This is a genomic window from Vibrio superstes (assembly GCF_003569005.1).
Taxonomy (GTDB): Bacteria; Pseudomonadota; Gammaproteobacteria; order Enterobacterales; family Vibrionaceae; genus Vibrio; species Vibrio superstes.
In genome coordinates, this window is record NZ_BCUR01000004.1 from 1,214,610 (window position 1) to 1,232,205 (window position 17,596).

The 17,596-nt window shown below is 45.3% G+C and carries 14 protein-coding genes, 1 riboswitch and 1 other annotated feature; of the genes, 11 read left to right on the top strand and 3 right to left on the bottom strand.

All coding sequences use genetic code 11. From position 1 onward, the window contains the following. The first annotated feature begins 27 nt into the window (after positions 1 to 27). From D5I41_RS13515 to aroA, 6 genes are all read left to right on the top strand, one after another. Positions 28 to 930 (top strand): ABC transporter permease, encoded by a 903-nt coding sequence (locus D5I41_RS13515; RefSeq protein ID WP_235868918.1) that lies wholly within the window; start codon positions 28 to 30, stop codon positions 928 to 930. After that, the gene (locus D5I41_RS13520) at positions 927 to 1,715 is read left to right on the top strand and encodes an ABC transporter permease (protein ID WP_119010225.1); all 789 of its coding nucleotides are present in this window, start codon (positions 927 to 929) and stop codon (positions 1,713 to 1,715) included. The genes D5I41_RS13515 and D5I41_RS13520 overlap by 4 nt, the downstream gene beginning before the upstream one ends. Continuing rightward, the gene (locus D5I41_RS13525; RefSeq protein ID WP_119010226.1) at positions 1,708 to 3,147 is read left to right on the top strand and encodes an ABC transporter ATP-binding protein; all 1,440 of its coding nucleotides are present in this window, start codon (positions 1,708 to 1,710) and stop codon (positions 3,145 to 3,147) included. Before D5I41_RS13520 ends, D5I41_RS13525 begins: the two co-directional genes overlap by 8 nt. Positions 3,148 to 3,177: 30 nt before the next feature. Continuing rightward, positions 3,178 to 4,086, top strand: a complete 909-nt coding sequence (locus D5I41_RS13530) for a LysR family transcriptional regulator (protein ID WP_119010227.1) — start codon at positions 3,178 to 3,180, stop codon at positions 4,084 to 4,086. Between the two features lie 176 nt (positions 4,087 to 4,262). Further along, on the top strand, positions 4,263 to 4,718 hold the full coding sequence (locus tag D5I41_RS13535) for an outer membrane lipoprotein (protein ID WP_119010228.1): 456 nt from the start codon (positions 4,263 to 4,265) through the stop codon (positions 4,716 to 4,718). A gap of 119 nt (positions 4,719 to 4,837) precedes the next feature. Then, positions 4,838 to 6,121 (top strand): 3-phosphoshikimate 1-carboxyvinyltransferase, encoded by a 1,284-nt coding sequence (gene aroA, locus D5I41_RS13540; RefSeq protein WP_119010229.1) that lies wholly within the window; start codon positions 4,838 to 4,840, stop codon positions 6,119 to 6,121. Positions 6,122 to 6,363: 242 nt separating this feature from the next. Here aroA and D5I41_RS13545 read toward each other — a convergent pair whose 3' ends face one another. Beyond that, positions 6,364 to 7,167 (bottom strand): glucosaminidase domain-containing protein, encoded by an 804-nt coding sequence (locus D5I41_RS13545; RefSeq protein ID WP_119010230.1) that lies wholly within the window; start codon positions 7,165 to 7,167, stop codon positions 6,364 to 6,366. Positions 7,168 to 7,339: 172 nt separating this feature from the next. After that, on the bottom strand, positions 7,340 to 7,585 hold the full coding sequence (locus D5I41_RS13550; RefSeq protein ID WP_119010231.1) for a YciN family protein: 246 nt from the start codon (positions 7,583 to 7,585) through the stop codon (positions 7,340 to 7,342). 245 nt (positions 7,586 to 7,830) lie between these two features. On the opposite strand from D5I41_RS13550, the gene topA reads away from it, so the two are divergent. Next, complete coding sequence (topA, locus tag D5I41_RS13555; protein WP_119010232.1) at positions 7,831 to 10,464, top strand: type I DNA topoisomerase; 2,634 nt, start codon at positions 7,831 to 7,833, stop codon at positions 10,462 to 10,464. A 182-nt stretch (positions 10,465 to 10,646) separates the two neighbouring features. Beyond that, positions 10,647 to 11,951 (top strand): inosine/guanosine kinase, encoded by a 1,305-nt coding sequence (locus D5I41_RS13560; protein WP_119010233.1) that lies wholly within the window; start codon positions 10,647 to 10,649, stop codon positions 11,949 to 11,951. Between the two features lie 296 nt (positions 11,952 to 12,247). Here D5I41_RS13560 and D5I41_RS13565 read toward each other — a convergent pair whose 3' ends face one another. Next, a complete protein-coding gene (locus tag D5I41_RS13565) occupies positions 12,248 to 12,670 on the bottom strand; it encodes an H-NS family histone-like protein (protein ID WP_119010234.1) in 423 nt (140 codons plus the stop codon). Positions 12,671 to 13,128: 458 nt separating this feature from the next. Then, positions 13,129 to 13,313, top strand: a riboswitch (Lysine riboswitch). A 90-nt stretch (positions 13,314 to 13,403) separates the two neighbouring features. Between D5I41_RS13565 and D5I41_RS13570 the strand changes: the two genes are divergently transcribed. From D5I41_RS13570 to hisD, 3 genes are all read left to right on the top strand, one after another. Beyond that, positions 13,404 to 14,999 (top strand): Na+/H+ antiporter NhaC family protein, encoded by a 1,596-nt coding sequence (locus D5I41_RS13570; protein WP_119010235.1) that lies wholly within the window; start codon positions 13,404 to 13,406, stop codon positions 14,997 to 14,999. A gap of 217 nt (positions 15,000 to 15,216) precedes the next feature. Next, positions 15,217 to 15,344: a sequence feature (His leader region), on the top strand. Positions 15,345 to 15,388: 44 nt separating this feature from the next. After that, entirely contained in the window at positions 15,389 to 16,285 is an 897-nt protein-coding gene (hisG, locus tag D5I41_RS13575; protein ID WP_102360229.1) for an ATP phosphoribosyltransferase, read from the top strand. Between the two features lie 3 nt (positions 16,286 to 16,288). Next, complete coding sequence (gene hisD / locus D5I41_RS13580) at positions 16,289 to 17,584, top strand: histidinol dehydrogenase (RefSeq protein WP_119010236.1); 1,296 nt, start codon at positions 16,289 to 16,291, stop codon at positions 17,582 to 17,584. Positions 17,585 to 17,596 lie beyond the last annotated feature (12 nt).

The following is a 17,596-nucleotide window of genomic DNA, read 5'->3' on the forward strand; positions in this document are numbered from 1 at the left end:
TTTAAAAGATTAGCTCAGGCGGGATTTGTGGCCTGGGCAGTGGGGACATTGACCTTTGTTTTGATGCGCATGTTACCTGGAGATTTTGCGTTTCGAATAGCAGCTGCACGCTACGGCTACGATTACGTGAATCAAGCGGCCGCCGATGCTGTTAGAGACGAGCTGGGCTTAGGTAGGTCTGCCATTGTTCAATACTTTGACTGGCTCATTAACCTTGTACAGTTTGACCTAGGTGACTCTCTTGTTAGCGGTAACCCTGTGACGCAGGAGCTGTACCACCAGCTCGGCCATTCTCTGCAATTGGCGGTCTTTGCAACCTTTTTTTCTTTGATGATTGCTGTACCTATTGGCGTTATGGCCGGGCGTAGGGTAGGGAAAAGCACCGATCAGTTATCGCTGTTTCTTTCTATCTTGGCAAGGGCACAACCAGTATTCGTGATCGGCTTGATTCTCGTGCTGATCTTTGCGCTCAATCTTAAGCTTTTACCCGTGGCAGGATTTGGCAGTTCTGAATATTTAATTCTCCCAGCCCTAGCTCTCGCCCTTTCTATGGCAGCAATGTCGAATCGGATTATTCGTAATGCAACTCATGATGTATTGGCCTCACCCTTTTATCGCTTCGCACGATTTAAAGGACTCACTGAGAAGCAAGCATTTGAACACCATGCCCAACCTAACATCACATTGCCGGTGATCGCTTTTGTGGGTATTCAATCAGTGGCCTTAGTCGAGGGGATTGTTATGGTTGAATCCCTGTTTTCATGGCCAGGAATAGGTCATGCCTTAGCTCACGCCATCTTTGGACGGGATGTTCCTATGATTCAAGGCGCTGCTTTAGTCATGGGGCTGTTGTTTGTGTTTATTAACACCTGTATCGATCTCGTGGGTTATTGGTTAGACCCTAGACAAAGAGCGGAGGCATTCGCATGAGTTCTTTCACGCTCTCTCAACGCATTGGCTTTGGCCTGATTATCTCTCTTTTATTTTTTGTCGCGTTTGAATGGGTGTTCTGGGGACACGATCCTTGGTTGCAAAACCTAGATAAGGTATTTGCCAGCCCTAGTTTACTCGACCCCTTAGGAACGGATCAGTTTGGGCGTAGCAATATAGCTCGATTATCCAGTGCCCTGCAGACGTCATTGCTGATGGTGCTCGTTGCCGTCATAACCTCCTCAACCCTTGGGGTGCTGTGTGGTGTGATTGCGGGCTGGAAGCAAGGGTGGTTCGATCGGGTACTCTCTTGTGTGGTGAACATAGTGTTGGCACTGCCAGGACTTATCTTGGTGCTCTTGTTTGGAGCCCTTATCCCAGGCTCTTTCTTCATCCTCTATGTCGCGATCTCTCTGGTGCTTTGGGTTGAGTATTTTCGAGTTATTCGAGCTAGGACCCTCACCATAGTTCGACTTCCAGAGGTAGAGGCATCAAAACTATTTGGTTTTGGACCTTGGTATATCTTCAAGCGTCATCTTTGGCCTGCCTTTCGCAAGGATGTGTTTACCTTGGCCTGTTTTGGTGCTGGAAACGCGGTATTAGCATTGGCATCTGTTGGCTTTGTCTATGTGGGACTAAGACCCCCCCATGCCGAACTGGGGTTAATGATGGTTGAGCTGTTCCCTTATTACAGCGATGCACCCTGGGTTTTGATACAGCCTCTCATTGCTGTGGTGGTCATGGTATTGGGTTTTCATTTAATTGCCGGAGGCGAACGTGGATAAGGTTATCGACATAAAAGCACTCTCCATCTATTCCGATCAGGAAACTATAGTACAAGCCTTGAGCCTTTCACTTGTGTGGGGAAAACCTGTGACCATTTTAGGTGAAACCGGTTCAGGAAAAAGTCTGTTGGTTCAGGCAATTATGGGGGCGCTTCCAAAGGGCTTAGAAATGGAAGGTAACATATCCTTGTTTGGTCAGTCAGGGTTGTCTCAAAGGCAGATAGAGGAGCACTGGGGTAACGATATTGCCATGTTGCCGCAAGAACCTTGGCTCTCTTTAGACCCCATCATGCCAGCAATTAAGCAGATTTCTTTGGTCAATTGGCTTGTTCGGGGCTTTGCTAAGGAAAAGTCTCGCAAGGTTGCAGATCAAGCGCTCTCTCTATTGGGGCTAGATGATTCACTGCAAAAAGTACCTAGCCATCTCTCCGGGGGAATGGCGCAGCGTTTGGCCTATTTGTGTGCCACTGCTGCTGGAGGAAGAGTCTTAATTGCCGATGAACCGACAAAAGGCTTGGATGCTAGCCGAAGAGCTCAACTGATTGAGCTTTTGAAAAAACACAGTGAATTTGGTGCGCTATTGACGATTACCCACGATGTGGAGGTCGCGAGGTCTTTAGGCGGTGAATTGATCGTGATGCGGCAAGGCGAAATCTTGGAAAGAGGGGACTGTGAAGCCGTACTAACGAATCCAAAATCCACTTATGCCCAAGAACTTCTCTCTGCGTGGGACTTTAGGGCTCCTTCATCAACAAGGAGTTTGGCCAAGCAGAACCTAGTGCAGGTCAAGAGTGTGAGTAAATCTCGAGGAGGCAAGACGCTATTTGATGGGCTAAGTCTGACTATCAAGGCTGGTGAGGTTGTGGGGATAGTAGGAGACAGTGGTTTGGGAAAGTCGACGCTTGCTGACATGATACTTGGCTTGACCGATACAGATAGCGGCAGTATCACTCGATCTGAAAAGTTTGCCCCTGCTAAGTTACTTAAATTATATCAAGACCCGCCCTCGGCATTTTGTCAAACCATAACCCTAGAGCAAAATTTAAGGGATCTGTGTGGTCTACACAAGATAGATTTCTCTAAGGTGTCTGAGCTAATGAAGGATCTCAAGTTAGATAATACCTTGTTGAACAGGACTCCTGATTGCGTCTCCGGCGGTGAGTTGCAAAGATTTGCGATTGTGCGTGTACTATTGATGAAGCCGAAGTTGCTAGTAGCTGATGAACCTACCTCACGGCTCGACCCGATCATTGCTGCCTCTACCATCAAGCTTTTACTTGAACAAACCCGCCGTATTGATTGTGCCCTCGTATTGATCAGTCACGATCTCAAGTTAATAGATCAGGTGAGTGATAAGGTGATACAGCTTGCTGATTTTGCGCCCCCTCATCTGCTAGATGCAGAACCAATGCAGACCGTCACTGTGAGCTAAATACTCAACAATATAAGGTTAACCAAGGATATGTATCGTAGCGAACGAGTGGCAAATCGCTCCTTGCCACCGTTAAATTCATTGCGCGCTTTTGAAGCAGCCGCGCGCCATTTGAGCCTGTCTAAAGCCGCTTGCGAGCTTAATGTCAGTCGCGGTGCTGTGAGTCAGCAAATTAAACTCTTAGAAAGACACCTCAACGAACCCCTTTTTGTTCGACAGGGCTCTCAAATCACCCTGACCGATCCTGCGATTCATTTTTTGACGTTACTTACGGCGACCTTTGATAACTTGCAAATGGGTACTCAGGGGTTATTTGGACAAAATGTGCAGCACACCCTAACGGTGCGTATCTCTCAGTCTTTTTGTTGTGCATGGCTGTTAACACGCTTAGCGGATTTTCAAAGGCAGAATCCGAACCTCAATATCAAATTTTATTCCACGGTTAATCTTTATCCATCCACGGACCAATCTTTCGATATAGAGATCATTAATGGATATGGGAACTGGCATAATAAGGATGCGGAGCGTTTAACACAAAGTGAAGAATGGCTGGTGGTTGCCAGTCCTTGTTTTATGAAGCGCTTTGATTTCTCACAAGCTGTTGAGACGATCTCTGGCTATCCCAAGATAGGAACCATGGGTTACAGTGAAGGGTGGCGAGATTGGTTTAACGTTCACTCCAAAGGCATGCCCTTTACCGACCCGGTATTGGAATTCGACAGTACTCAGCTATCCATGGAGGCGGCGTGCCAGGGGTTAGGTATGTTGCTTGCGAAGAGAATTCTAGTCGAGGACTCGATTAAGGCTGGGGATTTATTGATAGCACACCCTAATGCTTTTAATAGTCAAAGCCATCATTACATGATCGTCAACAAGCACCGTGACAATCATTATCAGGTATCACAATTCAAACAATGGTTGGTGGAAAGCCTGCGCTAGTTAACCCAAGAGAGAAGCAAGGAGCAATTTAAAGTCGACAAGCCCCTTTTGTTGCATATATGGTTTAGTCCATGCGTTATGGTGATATCTTTGACCTTAGCAAGCAGTGCTAAACTTGGGATAGGTCATTGAGTATTATTATGGCTGGATTCAAAAGGAAATAAGGTCATTCGACGATGAGAGTATTAATTACATTTTTACTGATGGTTCCGTTATTGGCACAAGCCGCGTATCAAAGAAATACAGCACGCGCAGTCAACGAGGTGGTGTATGGGCAGGTAGATACCGTTCGCTATATTTCTCAGCAACAAATTATCGAGTCTGAGGCTAAGGGATGGCAAACCTTATTGGGCGCTGTTGTTGGAGGCGTGATTGGTAATCAATTTGGTGGTGGTACAGGCAAAGAAGTAGCAACCGCGATTGGTGCAGTAGCGGGGGCGGGAGTTGTACAACATTATGGTAATCAGCAGTACCGCGTTGAACATAAGCTGGTGGAGATACTGATCAAGACCGACGACAATCGATTGATTGATGTAATCCAGGATATCGATAGAAACATGCTTTTCTCTGCGGGCGACACCGTCCGTATCCTTTATTTTGATAATGGTGTGCGAGTAGATTTGCATCAATAAAACAAAATTCTCAGATTTAGTGTCAATTGAGTCTGTTTTTCTTTGCGCAATTTCGATAGTCTGAAATTATCTTCAATATCACGACTTAGCATCAAATTGCTTTCAAGGAAAAGACGTCAATGGAAAGCTTAACTCTACAACCTATCTCTAAGGTCAGCGGCCAAGTTAACTTGCCGGGCTCTAAGAGCGTATCTAACCGTGCACTATTGCTTGCAGCCCTTGCAAATGGCACAACTCGTTTAACTAACCTTCTCGACAGTGACGATATTCGTCATATGCTAAATGCCCTTGAGCAACTAGGCGTAAAATATAGTCTGTCTCAGGATAAAACAGTGTGTGAGATTGAGGGTCTAGGTGGCGTATTCAATGCGCCTAAAGCACTAGAACTGTTTCTAGGTAATGCAGGCACGGCAATGCGTCCATTGGCTGCGGCACTTTGTGCTAGCCAAGGTGAATTCGTACTGACGGGTGAGCCGCGTATGAAAGAACGCCCAATCGGTCACTTGGTTGATGCTCTGCGTGAGGCAGGTGCTGAGGTGACTTACCTTGAAAACGATGGCTTCCCACCGCTTAAGATCCAAGGCACAGGGCTAACCTCTGGTGAAGTGTCTATTGATGGCTCTATCTCTAGCCAATTTCTAACGGCATTTTTAATGACCGCACCTTTGGCTGATGGCGATATCACTATCAACATCGAAGGCGACCTAGTTTCTAAGCCTTACATCGATATTACTTTGCATATCATGCAACAGTTCGGCGTTAGCGTTGAAAACTACGATTATCAAAAATTCATCGTACGTTCTGGTCAAAGCTATGTAGCACCAGGGGATTTCTTGGTAGAAGGCGATGCATCGTCCGCATCATACTTCTTAGCGGCCGCTGCAGTTGGCGGTGGTGAGATCAAGGTGACAGGTATTGGCAAAGACAGTATCCAAGGCGATATTCAATTTGCAGATGCACTGCAGGCAATGGGCGCTGAAATTGAATGGGGCAGTGATTACATCATTGCTCGTAAAGGCGAACTAAAAGCGGTTGATATGGACTTCAACCATATCCCAGATGCAGCTATGACCATTGCAACAGCAGCGCTGTTTGCAGAAGGTACTACGGCCATTCGCAACGTGTACAACTGGCGTGTAAAAGAAACAGACCGTTTAGCTGCAATGGCAACTGAACTGCGTAAAGTGGGTGCGACGGTTGAAGAGGGTGAAGACTACATTATTATTACGCCGCCACAGCAGCTGATTCATGCGGCTATTGATACCTACGACGATCACCGTATGGCGATGTGTTTCTCGCTGGTGGCATTGAGCGATACCCCTGTGACGATCAATGACCCTAAGTGTACGTCAAAAACCTTCCCTGACTACTTTGATAAGCTCCAAGGTCTAGTCGTCGTTTAGGTTGACAGGAAATTCGCTTGAAAGAAAACGAGTAGAATAAAAAACGGGCTCCCACTGGGAGCCCGTTTTATGTGTAATCAGCTTTATACCAATCGTAGTCAATAACGGGTCGTCCTAGCTTGTCAAAACACTCGATAACGGCGTTAGAATTTTTGATTATAGAATAACGACTTATCAAAAAGTTCTGCCTTGTTATCCAGGGTTTTTCCTATGCTATTTCTGACCACTGACTGTGATTGGTATTAGTTGGCTGGTGGCGCCTGCTCAAGGAGTGCCTTGTTGTGACGCAACATCGTCAGAATATCATTGATGTAGTCATCAGAGCGCTCAGAGTAGCTGCCTAGCCCATGAATCAGCTGTTCAGCGGTTGGCGTCTTATGTTGTGCGCGAATATTCGCACGAAGCTCTCTAAAGCTGCTGTATGCTTGATTGGTGTTTAGGTTATCGACGTAGGCAGATACTGAATCACCAACGGAGTCGAACTTAGCCACTTCGTGGGTCATACCTTCTTTACGTTGGTTTGGCACAACGCCACAGCCTTTGGTAAAGCACCACTGACCAAAGAAGTTATTGGCTTCTTTTGCAAAACGGGACGTTCCCCAGCCACTTTCATTGGCTGCTTGGATCAAAACCAGTTGTTCTGGAATGACGTCAACATGAACAAGTAGCGCATCGACTTCATTCAGGCTGAAATCTTTCACTTCGACGCGATACTGACTGGCAATTTGAGCCAATGTATTCTGCTCTGTTTCAGACAATAATTGGCCATCAACTAATTTGCTTTGTAGCGTCACTAACGTTTGGCGTTGCTGCTGAACAAAGGCGTTTTTCTTCTCAATGTATGGCTTAATGAAGGCAAAGAATTCACCTTTCTTCTGATTTACGTCACTAATTGCGGCAAAATCGGGTACCGATACTTTTTCAAATGTTAGAGAATTTTGGTTATTACCCATGCCTAGATGGTAATAGGTTGAAGCCATCAATATGATAGCCATGCTACCGATAATAATTGCGCCATTTGTTGGTATAAATCTGCGTAAACTCACCGTAATTCCTTGTCTCAATCGATTGAAAAATGTGAAGTAGGTCATTATATGTGAGAGTGAAGCGCTTGGATACAGGCGTAACATTATGTTGCGTGTTTTAGTTAGCACAGGGTGAAAAGGCGTCGATAGAGAGGAAGTAAAAAGAGCTCCTTAGAGGAGCCCTATTTAATAATTAATGAACCGTAAATTCTTTTGAAAGGTGGTGCGCTAAGTATTTGAACATGTTGAAAACAGCGGTAGTGTTTGGGGTGGGTAAACCGTTGTCATCAAGGAAGTATTCGCCCTTGAAAATCAATACTTCATCCTTTTCAACAACCGAGGTTGCACGCATTCCCTCTATATAGTCATCGTGTTCTTGGATGATGTTATTTGCAATCATCAGCAACTCAAGTTCTGAGATAGGCTTCTTATCACTCATCTTGTTACCTATAGTTCAATTAAATTCTGGTGCTAAGTGTACCGCTAATAACAAGCAAAACAAAAGCAGATTCATGTAAATCCATCTATGGTCTATCCTGACTAGACTGGCTATTAAGCGCACAATTAGCACTAAAAGAGTAAAAATGGGTTGATTTTGAAAAAATCTCGCTCAATAGTAAAAAAAGAATCAAAAGTAGAGTTCGCACGTTTGCGGGCCAAAAACATAGGACAGAACGTTCAGTTATGGGTAAGTCTCTCGTTATAGTGGAGTCACCAGCTAAGGCAAAAACGATCAATAAATACCTTGGCAAAGACTTCATTGTTAAATCTAGTGTTGGTCACGTACGTGATCTACCTACTGCGGGTCAATCCAGCGGTAAAAAGGCTACGCCTGTATCCACTAAAGGATTGAGTGCGGAAGAAAAAGCACGCATCACAAAAGAAAAGAACAAGAAATCTCTGATTAAGAAAATGGGTATCGACCCATATTCTGATTGGGAGGCCAATTATCAGATCCTTCCGGGTAAAGAGAAGGTTGTTGCTGAACTACAGAAACTCGCTAAAGACGCTGACTACGTTTATCTCGCAACCGATTTGGACCGCGAAGGAGAGGCTATCGCATGGCACCTTCGTGAGATCATCGGCGGCGATGAACAGCGATACAAGCGTGTAGTGTTTAACGAAATTACTAAAAATGCTATCCAGCAAGCGTTCGAAACTCCGGGCGAGTTGAACATGGATGGTGTTAATGCCCAGCAGGCGCGTCGCTTTATGGACCGCGTTGTGGGCTTCATGGTTTCACCATTACTTTGGAAAAAGGTTGCTCGTGGGCTGTCTGCGGGTCGTGTTCAGTCCGTTGCTACCAAGCTTGTGGTTGAGCGTGAACGCGAGATCAAGGCATTCACTCCTGAAGAATTCTGGGACGTTCATGCGAATACGCTAACCAATAATAGCGATGACTTCCGTTTGATGGTCGCTCAACGTGACGGACAAGTGTTCAAGCCGAGAAATGAAGCAGACACTAAAACCGCTCTAAATGTTTTAGAAAAAGCAGAGTACGAGGTTTGTAAGCGAGAAGACCGCCCAACGAAGAGCAAACCTTCGGCGCCTTATATCACTTCCACACTACAGCAAGCGGCAAGTACGCGTTTGGGTTACGGCGTTAAGAAAACCATGATGCTAGCTCAACGTTTGTATGAAGCGGGTTACATTACCTATATGCGTACCGACTCCACTAACTTGAGTAGTGAAGCGGTAGAAAACCTACGCAGTTACATCGGTAGCGAATACGGCGATAAGTACCTACCTGCGAAGCCTATTACTTACGGAAGTAAAGAGGGCGCGCAAGAGGCGCACGAAGCGATCCGTCCTTCGAGCGTAGAAGTGAAGGTTGATGACCTAGCGGGCGTTGATGCTGATGCTCATAAGCTGTATGCACTGATCTGGAATCAATTTGTGGCGTGTCAAATGACACCGGCACAATATGACTCGACAACCATCAGTGTTAAAGCGGCTGAATTTACTCTAAAAGCGAAAGGTCGAATCCTTAAGTTTGATGGTTGGACTCGCGTTCAGCGCCCTATGGGCAAGAATGAAGACCAGATCCTTCCTGAGGTTAAACTGGGCGATAAGCTTTCACTGAAAGAGCTAGAACCAAAGCAACACTTTACTAAGCCACCGGCGCGCTTTACTGAAGCAGCCTTGGTTAAAGAGCTTGAGAAGCGTGGAATTGGTCGTCCATCAACGTACGCATCTATCATCTCGACCATTCAAGATCGTGGATACGTGAAGGTTGAACAACGTCGCTTCTATGCTGAGAAAATGGGTGAGATTGTTTCAGATCGCTTGAACAATAGCTTCCTTGACCTGATGAACTACGACTTTACTGCCCGTATGGAGCAGAAACTCGATCAGATTGCAGAGGGTGATGCGACTTGGACTCAGGTTCTAGATAGCTTCTTCACTGATTTCTCATCTGAGTTAGAGAAAGCTGAGTTGGATGCAGACGAAGGCGGTATGGAACAAAACCATATCGTAATGACTGATATTGAATGTCCGACGTGTTCTCGCCCTATGGGTATCAGAACTGCGTCAACGGGTGTTTTCTTAGGGTGTTCTGGCTATGCATTGCCACCGAAGGAGCGTTGCAAAACGACGATTAACCTCGGTGATGAAGATGGAATCATCAACGTTCTTGAAGAAGATCCAGAAACGGCTGCGCTGCGTGCTAAACGTCGCTGTCCTATCTGTGAAACTGCGATGGATGCTTATCTAATAGATGATAAGCGTAAGCTTCATGTGTGTGGTAACAATCCAAACTGTGAAGGCTACGAGATCGAAAACGGTGAGTTTAAGGTCAAGGGCTACGATGGTCCTGTTGTTGAGTGTGATAAATGTGGTTCTGATATGGTGTTGAAAAACGGCCGTTTTGGTAAGTACATGGACTGCACCAGCGAAACCTGTAAGAACACTCGTAAGATTTTGCGTAATGGCGAAGTTGCGCCACCAAAAGAAGATCCAGTGCACTTCCCGGAGCTACCTTGTACTCAGTCGGATGCGTATTTTGTGCTTCGCGATGGTGCTTCAGGTCTGTTCATGGCGGCAAGCAACTTCCCTAAATCTCGTGAAACTCGTGCGCCGTTAGTAGAAGAGCTGTCTCGCTTTAAGGACCGTTTATCGCCTAAATTCCAGTACTTGGCGGATGCTCCTGCAGAGGATCCAGACGGCAGACCAACAGTGGTTCGCTTTAGCCGCAAGAGCAAAGAGAACTATGTTCGTTCTGAAATCGATGGTAAGCCTTCTGGTTGGACTGGCTTATACATTGACGGTAAGTGGGAAATTACTGACAAGCGCAAAAAACCAAAAGCGAAGAGCTAGCGGTTTGAAGCTTGAATGACAAGAGCCAGTGCCGATGAATCGTGCGCTGGCTTTTTTTGTTTAAAATTTGACCGAACGAGTGATTTTATTCTGAGTTAACCGTTTGCGTTTTCATAGTGTGTTGAAGGTCACATTTCTAGCGTCTACAATTTGCAGATCTATTCCCCTAACATAGAACCCGAATGAAATTTCCAGGCCAACGCAAATCTAAACACTACTTTCCAGTCAATACCTCTGATCCATTGGTTCCGAAAACACAATCTGATGACGGTGCTCACAGCACCTATGTTGTGGGAATTGATCAGACGTTAGTAGATATAGAAGCTACGGTATCCGATGACTTCATTAGCAAGTTCAATCTTAGTAAGGGGCACTCTTTGGTCATTGACGACCAAACCGCAGAGTCTCTGTATAACGAACTTAAACAGCAGCAATTGATCACCAACGAATATGCGGGTGGCACGATTGGTAACACCTTGCACAACTACTCAGTATTAGCCGATGATAAGTCTATCTTGCTTGGCGTAATGAGTGCCGAAATTAAAATTGGTAGTTATGGCTTTCGTTATTTGTGTAACACCTCTAGTCGAATGGATCTTAACTATCTGCAAGGTGTGGATGGCGCTATTGGCCGCTGCTTTACCCTTATCTCTGATGGTGGAGAGCGTACCTTTGCCATTAGCGAAGGTCAGATGAACCAACTTCGCGCTGAGAGTATCCCAGAGTCGATTTTCCCTGATGCAGCTGCCCTTGTGCTGACTTCATACCTAGTTCGTTGTAAAGAGGGTGACCCTATGCCTGAAGCAACGATGAAGGCAGTAGAATATGCGAAAAAGCATGACGTACCCGTTGTATTAACCTTAGGCACAAAATTTGTCATTCAGGATGATCCGCAATTCTGGATTGATTTTATTTCAGAGAACGTTTCTGTTGTCGCGATGAACGAAGAAGAAGCGGAGGCGCTGACGGGGCTGAGCGACCCTTTGTTAGCTGCTGACAAAGTATTGGACTGGGCTGACTTAGTTCTGTGTACTGCGGGCCCTGTGGGACTATTTATGGCAGGCTACACTGAGGAGAGTGCTAAGCGTGAAACCTCACTGCCGCTTCTACCAGGAGAGATCGCAGAATTTAACCGCTATGAATTCAGTCGTCCCGCTTTAAAGTCGGCGTGTACTACTCCATTTAAGGTCTACTCTCACATTGCACCATATATGGGGGGGCCTGAGAAGATCAAGAACACGAATGGAGCAGGGGATGCGGCTTTGTCTGCGTTATTGCATGATTTGTCAGCGAATAGATTCCATAAGCAAAATATTCCTAACTCAAGTAAACATGAGCACGAATATTTGACTTACTCATCTTTCTCGCAGGTTTGTAAATATTCTAATCGTGCCAGTTATGAAGTTTTAGCGCAGCATTCCCCTCGTTTATCTCGTGGATTGCCAGAGCGAGAAGATAGCCTCGAAGAGGCGTACTGGGAAAGGTAATATCCTGTAATTAAATTAAGGCTCCGATAGGGGCCTTTTTACATAGAGCTGACAATTAACGTTTATTTGTGCTTTATGGGGCTTGGGATTAAAAATATTTAGTGGTAAAGGTTAGTACAAGAGCTTACAAGCTTATCGGTATTGTAGTCGATATAGATGTGTTCAATGATTTAATATCAGCCCTTTACTAGTGTTATTTTTTTGTGCTTAAGATTGCATATATTGGTTAATTGAAGGCATAAAAAAGCTCCCAAGTTGGGAGCTTAATTCAATCTAATGCAAATCTAGTATTCAAATTATGCCTTGATTAGGAAAGCGTCTAGAGACTTACCTTCATCAAGATGTTTTTGGATTGCTGAAGGCGTGCGGCCTTGACCAGTCCAAGTTTTAGTTGCGCCACTTTCGTTTACGTATTCGTATTTAGCAGGACGTGGAGCGCGTTTAGATTTTGTTTTACCTGCTTTAGCAGTAGAATCACCAGCAACTGCTGCTACTAGATCTTCAATATCAATGCCTTCTTTAAGAAGTTGTTGAGCATATTCTGCTAGTTTCTTTTCTTTTTCTTCACGTGCTGCACGTTCTTCAGCTTCGTTTTCACGACGCTCTTCTACAACAGTCGTTAATTTATCTAAAGCTTCTTCTAGTTGTTCTAGAGTGAGTTCACGAGAGAAAGCGCGAAGACTACGGATATTTAGAAGTGTTTTAGTGATTTCAGACATTTTATGATCCCATCAGATTTATACAGCAAACAATTGTTGCCTAAGTAAAGTGCACAGCTGTGCCACAGAATAAGTCAATTATATAAGAGCTTTTCAAATAGTTAAATATAAAACAAATAAAATTTCAAAAATAATAAGAAACAAAAGATTCCAAAATAAAAGGAACTTTTATAGCTTCATAAATTATTCGGGTTAATTCAAAACAAATTTACCTAACTTAAACATCGACTTAGAGTATTCGCTCTATTTAATGCGAGGTAATAAAAGCCTTGCTAACTAGCTGATCTTCATAGCTAAATTTTTCAGAGCGGGGTTCTGGAAATAGATGATTAATACTTGGATACTGTTTCTCAATCAAGTATTGCCACTTTATGTTGCAATTTCGATTTAACTCAGTAGAATGCGTCGCTCCTAGATCATCTAGTAGCATATTACATTTTGTAAGTTGCCTAACTAGGGGATGAGGTAGAGGCGCAGATACTATCAGTAGCTAACAATAGAGTGATGTCGTTGTAATTGTTAGTGAAAGGAGTAACTGCCGAAATGAGTAATCCAATCAAGATTGCTTGTTGGGGTTATTTCCGAAAGGGATAACACTGCCATAGTCTATTGTGTTGTTAAACTATGGAGCGCTACTGTGGGGTAACTTGTCGCCAGATGAGTTGCTTATTCAACATCTTGTCGAATACCTATCTACAGTAGATCTCTTACCAAATTTGGTATTAAGAAGATCATGAATTTAATGGATTTTGCTACATCGCCTGTTTCTTTATTGCCCCCATTATTGGCTTTAGGGCTGGCTATTATTACTCGTCGCGTACTGCTTTCTTTGGGTACCGGTATCGTCCTTGGCGGTTTCCTTTTAGCTGATTACTCCGTAACTGGAGCAGCGGGTTACATTTTTGACACCGTTTATGGCGTATTCATCGAAGACGGCAGTATCAACTCATGGAATATGAGTATTGTTGGGTTTCTATTACTATTAGGCATGATGACAGCATTGCTGACATTGTCTGGTGGTACTCGCGCATTTGCTGAGTGGGCTCAGTCACGCGTGAAAAGCAAGCGTGGTTCTAAGCTACTTGCTGCTTTCTTGGGTGTGTTCATCTTTATTGATGATTACTTCAACAGCCTTGCTGTTGGCGCGGTTGCTCGCCCTGTGACAGACCGTTTCTACGTTTCAAGAGCAAAGCTTGCGTACATTCTTGATTCGACCGCTGCGCCTATGTGTGTGCTAATGCCGGCTTCCAGCTGGGGTGCATACATAATGACGATCATTGGTGGTATCCTGGTTAGCCACAACATGACCGAATATTCGGCACTTGGCGCTTATATTCGTCTTATCCCAATGAACTTCTATGCCGTATTTGCGCTGCTTATGGTATTCGCTGTAGCTTGGTTTAAGATTGATGTCGGTGCGATGCGTCGTCATGAAATTGAAGCATCTCAAGGCCGCGGCTTCGAAAAAGACGAAGAAACCGAAGGCTCTCACTTAATTGATGAAGAACTGGATATTGAGCAAAGCTCTCGCGGTTCAGTAACAGACCTTATCCTTCCAATCGTTACTTTGATCGTAGCGACAGTGGCGGCAATGATGTATACCGGTGGTCTAGCTCTGGCTGAAGATGGCATTGCCTTCAACGTGCTAGGTGCGTTTGAGAATACCGATGTGGGTACTTCTTTAATCTACGGTGGTCTTGTTGGTATTGTTGTGGCACTTGCCACTGTATTACGCCAAGGTTTGCCTGTAGGTGATATTAGCCGTGCATTGTGGATCGGTGCTAAATCTATGTTTGGCGCAATTCTAATCCTAGTCTTTGCATGGTCTATTGGTAGCGTAATTGGTGACATGAAGACGGGTTCTTACCTATCATCAATGGCACAGCAAGCGAACATCAATGCAGGTTGGTTGCCTGTCATCCTATTCTTACTAGCGGGTGTGATGGCATTCTCTACCGGTACTTCTTGGGGTACGTTCGGTATCATGCTTCCAATTGCCGGTGACATGGCTGGAGCGACAGATCTTGCGCTAATGCTTCCTATGTTGGGTGCAGTACTGGCGGGCTCTGTATTTGGTGACCACTGTTCACCTATCTCGGACACCACCATCCTGTCATCTACGGGTGCACGTTGTAATCACATCGACCACGTTTCAACTCAGTTGCCGTATGCAATCTCTGTAGCGCTTATTTCTTGTGTGGGCTTTATCACGCTAGGTATGACAACCTCTGTCGCGATATCGTTTGCAGCATCAAGTGTGGCGTTTGTGGTGGTATGTTTTGTGCTTTCTACATTGTCTCGCTCGAAGATGGCTTGCCAAAAAGCATAGCGTGTCGATTGCTAGCTTGAAAGGTGACTACAAAGGAAGCGCTGCTTCCTTTTTTTGTAAAGGCAGTTTTACGTTTCGGTCGTACTCTAAGTAAATTGACTCGAAAACGTATTTTTCATAACTAAACGGTTGCAAAGTTTGATCTGCTTAGTTAGTGTGTTTGTAAGCCAATTGAATAAGCCTTTAAGAATATGCGCCGACAAGATATGAACCTACATCATCATCACCATCACCCACACTAGTCTTTCGGGCGAGTTGCGCGTATCCGGGAGACAATGCTCTCGGAGGTTGAATCAAGAATACAGATTTAAACCCTTGGGAGCCTAGCCCCAAGGGTTTTTTCATTTTACACGATTAACAAATTAGAATATCAGCACAGGGAATCTGCAATGCAAACACAACGTCTAAGAATTGCTATTCAAAAGAAAGGTCGACTTAGCAAAGAATGTCAGGAATTACTCAAGAAGAGTGGCGTTAAATTCAACATCATGGGAGAGCGTCTCGTCGCTCATTCGTTAAACACACCGATCGATCTTTTATTGGTGCGCGATGACGATATTCCTGGTCTTATCATGGATGGTGTTGTTGATTTAGGTTTCATTGGTGAGAACGAATTAGAAGAGGTTCGCCTTGATCGCAAAGCGCAGGGACAACCAAGCACCTTTAAGACACTGCGTCGCCTAGACTTTGGCGGTTGCCGCTTATCTATCGCTGTGGATAAAGAAATGGAATACGCAGGTCCTCAAGACCTAGCAGGTAAACGCATTGCAACAAGCTACCCACACTTGCTTAAGGCGTACATGGACACGCAAGGCATCGAATTTAGCACCTGTATGCTAACCGGCTCTGTAGAAGTCGCTCCTCGTGCGGGTCTTGCTGACGGCATTGCTGACTTAGTGTCAACTGGCGCGACGCTAGAAGCGAACGGTCTAAAAGAGGCTGAAGTTATCTTTCGTTCAAAAGCGACACTGATTCAACGTGACGGCGAGTTTGACCAAGAGAAGCTAGACCTTATCGATAAGCTGCTTACTCGCATGCAGGGCGTGCAGCAAGCCAAAGAATCTAAATACATCATGCTTCACGCGCCTCTTGACCGCTTAGAAGAAGTCACAGCGCTACTTCCAGGTGCTGAAGACCCAACAGTACTGCCTTTATCTAACGATAAGTCTAAAGCCGCTATCCATCTAGTAAGTTCAGAAAATCTGTTTTGGGAAACCATGGAGCAGCTGAAAGAGTTGGGTGCAAGCTCAATCCTAGTGCTACCTATTGAGAAAATGATGGAGTAGGTGATGAGAACGGTTACTTGGGAATCATTAAGTAAAGAGCAGCAAAGCGCTGTTCTTCAGCGCCCAGCTATTGCTGAGGGTGCAAATATTACCGCAGCAGTCTCTGCGGTAGTAGACAGTGTTAAAAAAGACGGCGACAAGGCTCTGTTAGAGCTTACGGAGAAGTTTGATGGTATTCGCCCAGACAGTATCCGCGTTTCCAATGCAGACATTGATGCTGCCTTTAAGCGCTTGTCTGAAGAGATGAAGGCTGCGCTTAACCAAGCGTACCAAAACATCGCAAAGTTTCACCAAGCACAAAAACCAACACCAATTAAGGTAGAAACTCAGCCAGGTGTGGTATGCGAGCAAGTAACGCGTCCAATTAATACGGTCGGTTTATATATTCCAGGTGGTAGTGCCCCATTACCATCAACAGTATTGATGCTTGGCGTGCCTGCGCAAATTGCAGGCTGCAACAAGGTTGTATTGTGTTCGCCTCCGCCGATCGCCGATGAAATCCTGTATGTGGCTAAGCTGTGCAATATCGACGAAGTGTATAACCTAGGTGGCGGACAAGCGATTGCAGCTATGGCCTATGGCACTGACACGGTAGCCAAGGTTGACAAGATCTTTGGACCAGGCAACGCGTATGTTACAGAAGCTAAGCGTCAAGTGAGTAATGATTTTCGCGGAGCCGGCATTGATATGCCAGCTGGCCCTTCAGAGGTGCTAGTCATTGCCGATGAAACCGCAGACGCTGATTTTATTGCCGCTGATCTATTGAGCCAAGCAGAACACGGCCCAGACTCTCAGGTTGTTCTCGTGACTCCTTCAGTGCTGATTGCCGACCAAGTGACCGACGCGGTTCAGCGCCAACTGCAGCAACTGTCTCGCAAAGATATCGCTCAACAAGCTCTAGCTTCTAGCTTAATCATCATTGCTGAATCAGTGACTCAAGCCATCGCTATCTCAAACTACTATGGGCCTGAGCACTTAATTGTTCAGACTAAGAACCCACGTGAGTTAGTGCCACTTCTAGATAATGCAGGCTCTATCTTCTTAGGGGACTGGTCTCCAGAATCCGTTGGTGATTACGCATCGGGCACGAACCACGTATTGCCAACCTATGGCTATACGCGCACTTATTCTAGCCTTGGATTGGCAGACTTTAGTAAGCGTATGACGGTACAAGAGCTAAGCGCAGATGGCTTAAGACTATTAGCACCAACGGTGGTGACTATGGCTGACGCCGAGGGCCTTGATGCCCACAAGCGCGCCGTGACCATACGCGTAGAAAAACTGTTATCGGCTGAGTAGGAGAGATTGAAC

Excerpts from the sequence above, each read along its gene's own strand:
- D5I41_RS13520 (WP_119010225.1), top strand. The coding sequence starts at position 927 with ATGAGTTCTTTCACGCTCTCTCAACGCATTGGCTTTGGCCTGATTATC.
- D5I41_RS13530 (WP_119010227.1), top strand. The coding sequence starts at position 3,178 with ATGTATCGTAGCGAACGAGTGGCAAATCGCTCCTTGCCACCGTTAAAT.
- D5I41_RS13535 (WP_119010228.1), top strand. The coding sequence starts at position 4,263 with ATGAGAGTATTAATTACATTTTTACTGATGGTTCCGTTATTGGCACAA.
- aroA (WP_119010229.1), top strand. The coding sequence starts at position 4,838 with ATGGAAAGCTTAACTCTACAACCTATCTCTAAGGTCAGCGGCCAAGTT.
- D5I41_RS13550 (WP_119010231.1), bottom strand. The coding sequence starts at position 7,585 with ATGAGTGATAAGAAGCCTATCTCAGAACTTGAGTTGCTGATGATTGCA.
- topA (WP_119010232.1), top strand. The coding sequence starts at position 7,831 with ATGGGTAAGTCTCTCGTTATAGTGGAGTCACCAGCTAAGGCAAAAACG.
- D5I41_RS13560 (WP_119010233.1), top strand. The coding sequence starts at position 10,647 with ATGAAATTTCCAGGCCAACGCAAATCTAAACACTACTTTCCAGTCAAT.
- D5I41_RS13565 (WP_119010234.1), bottom strand. The coding sequence starts at position 12,670 with ATGTCTGAAATCACTAAAACACTTCTAAATATCCGTAGTCTTCGCGCT.
- D5I41_RS13570 (WP_119010235.1), top strand. The coding sequence starts at position 13,404 with ATGAATTTAATGGATTTTGCTACATCGCCTGTTTCTTTATTGCCCCCA.
- hisG (WP_102360229.1), top strand. The coding sequence starts at position 15,389 with ATGCAAACACAACGTCTAAGAATTGCTATTCAAAAGAAAGGTCGACTT.
- hisD (WP_119010236.1), top strand. The coding sequence starts at position 16,289 with ATGAGAACGGTTACTTGGGAATCATTAAGTAAAGAGCAGCAAAGCGCT.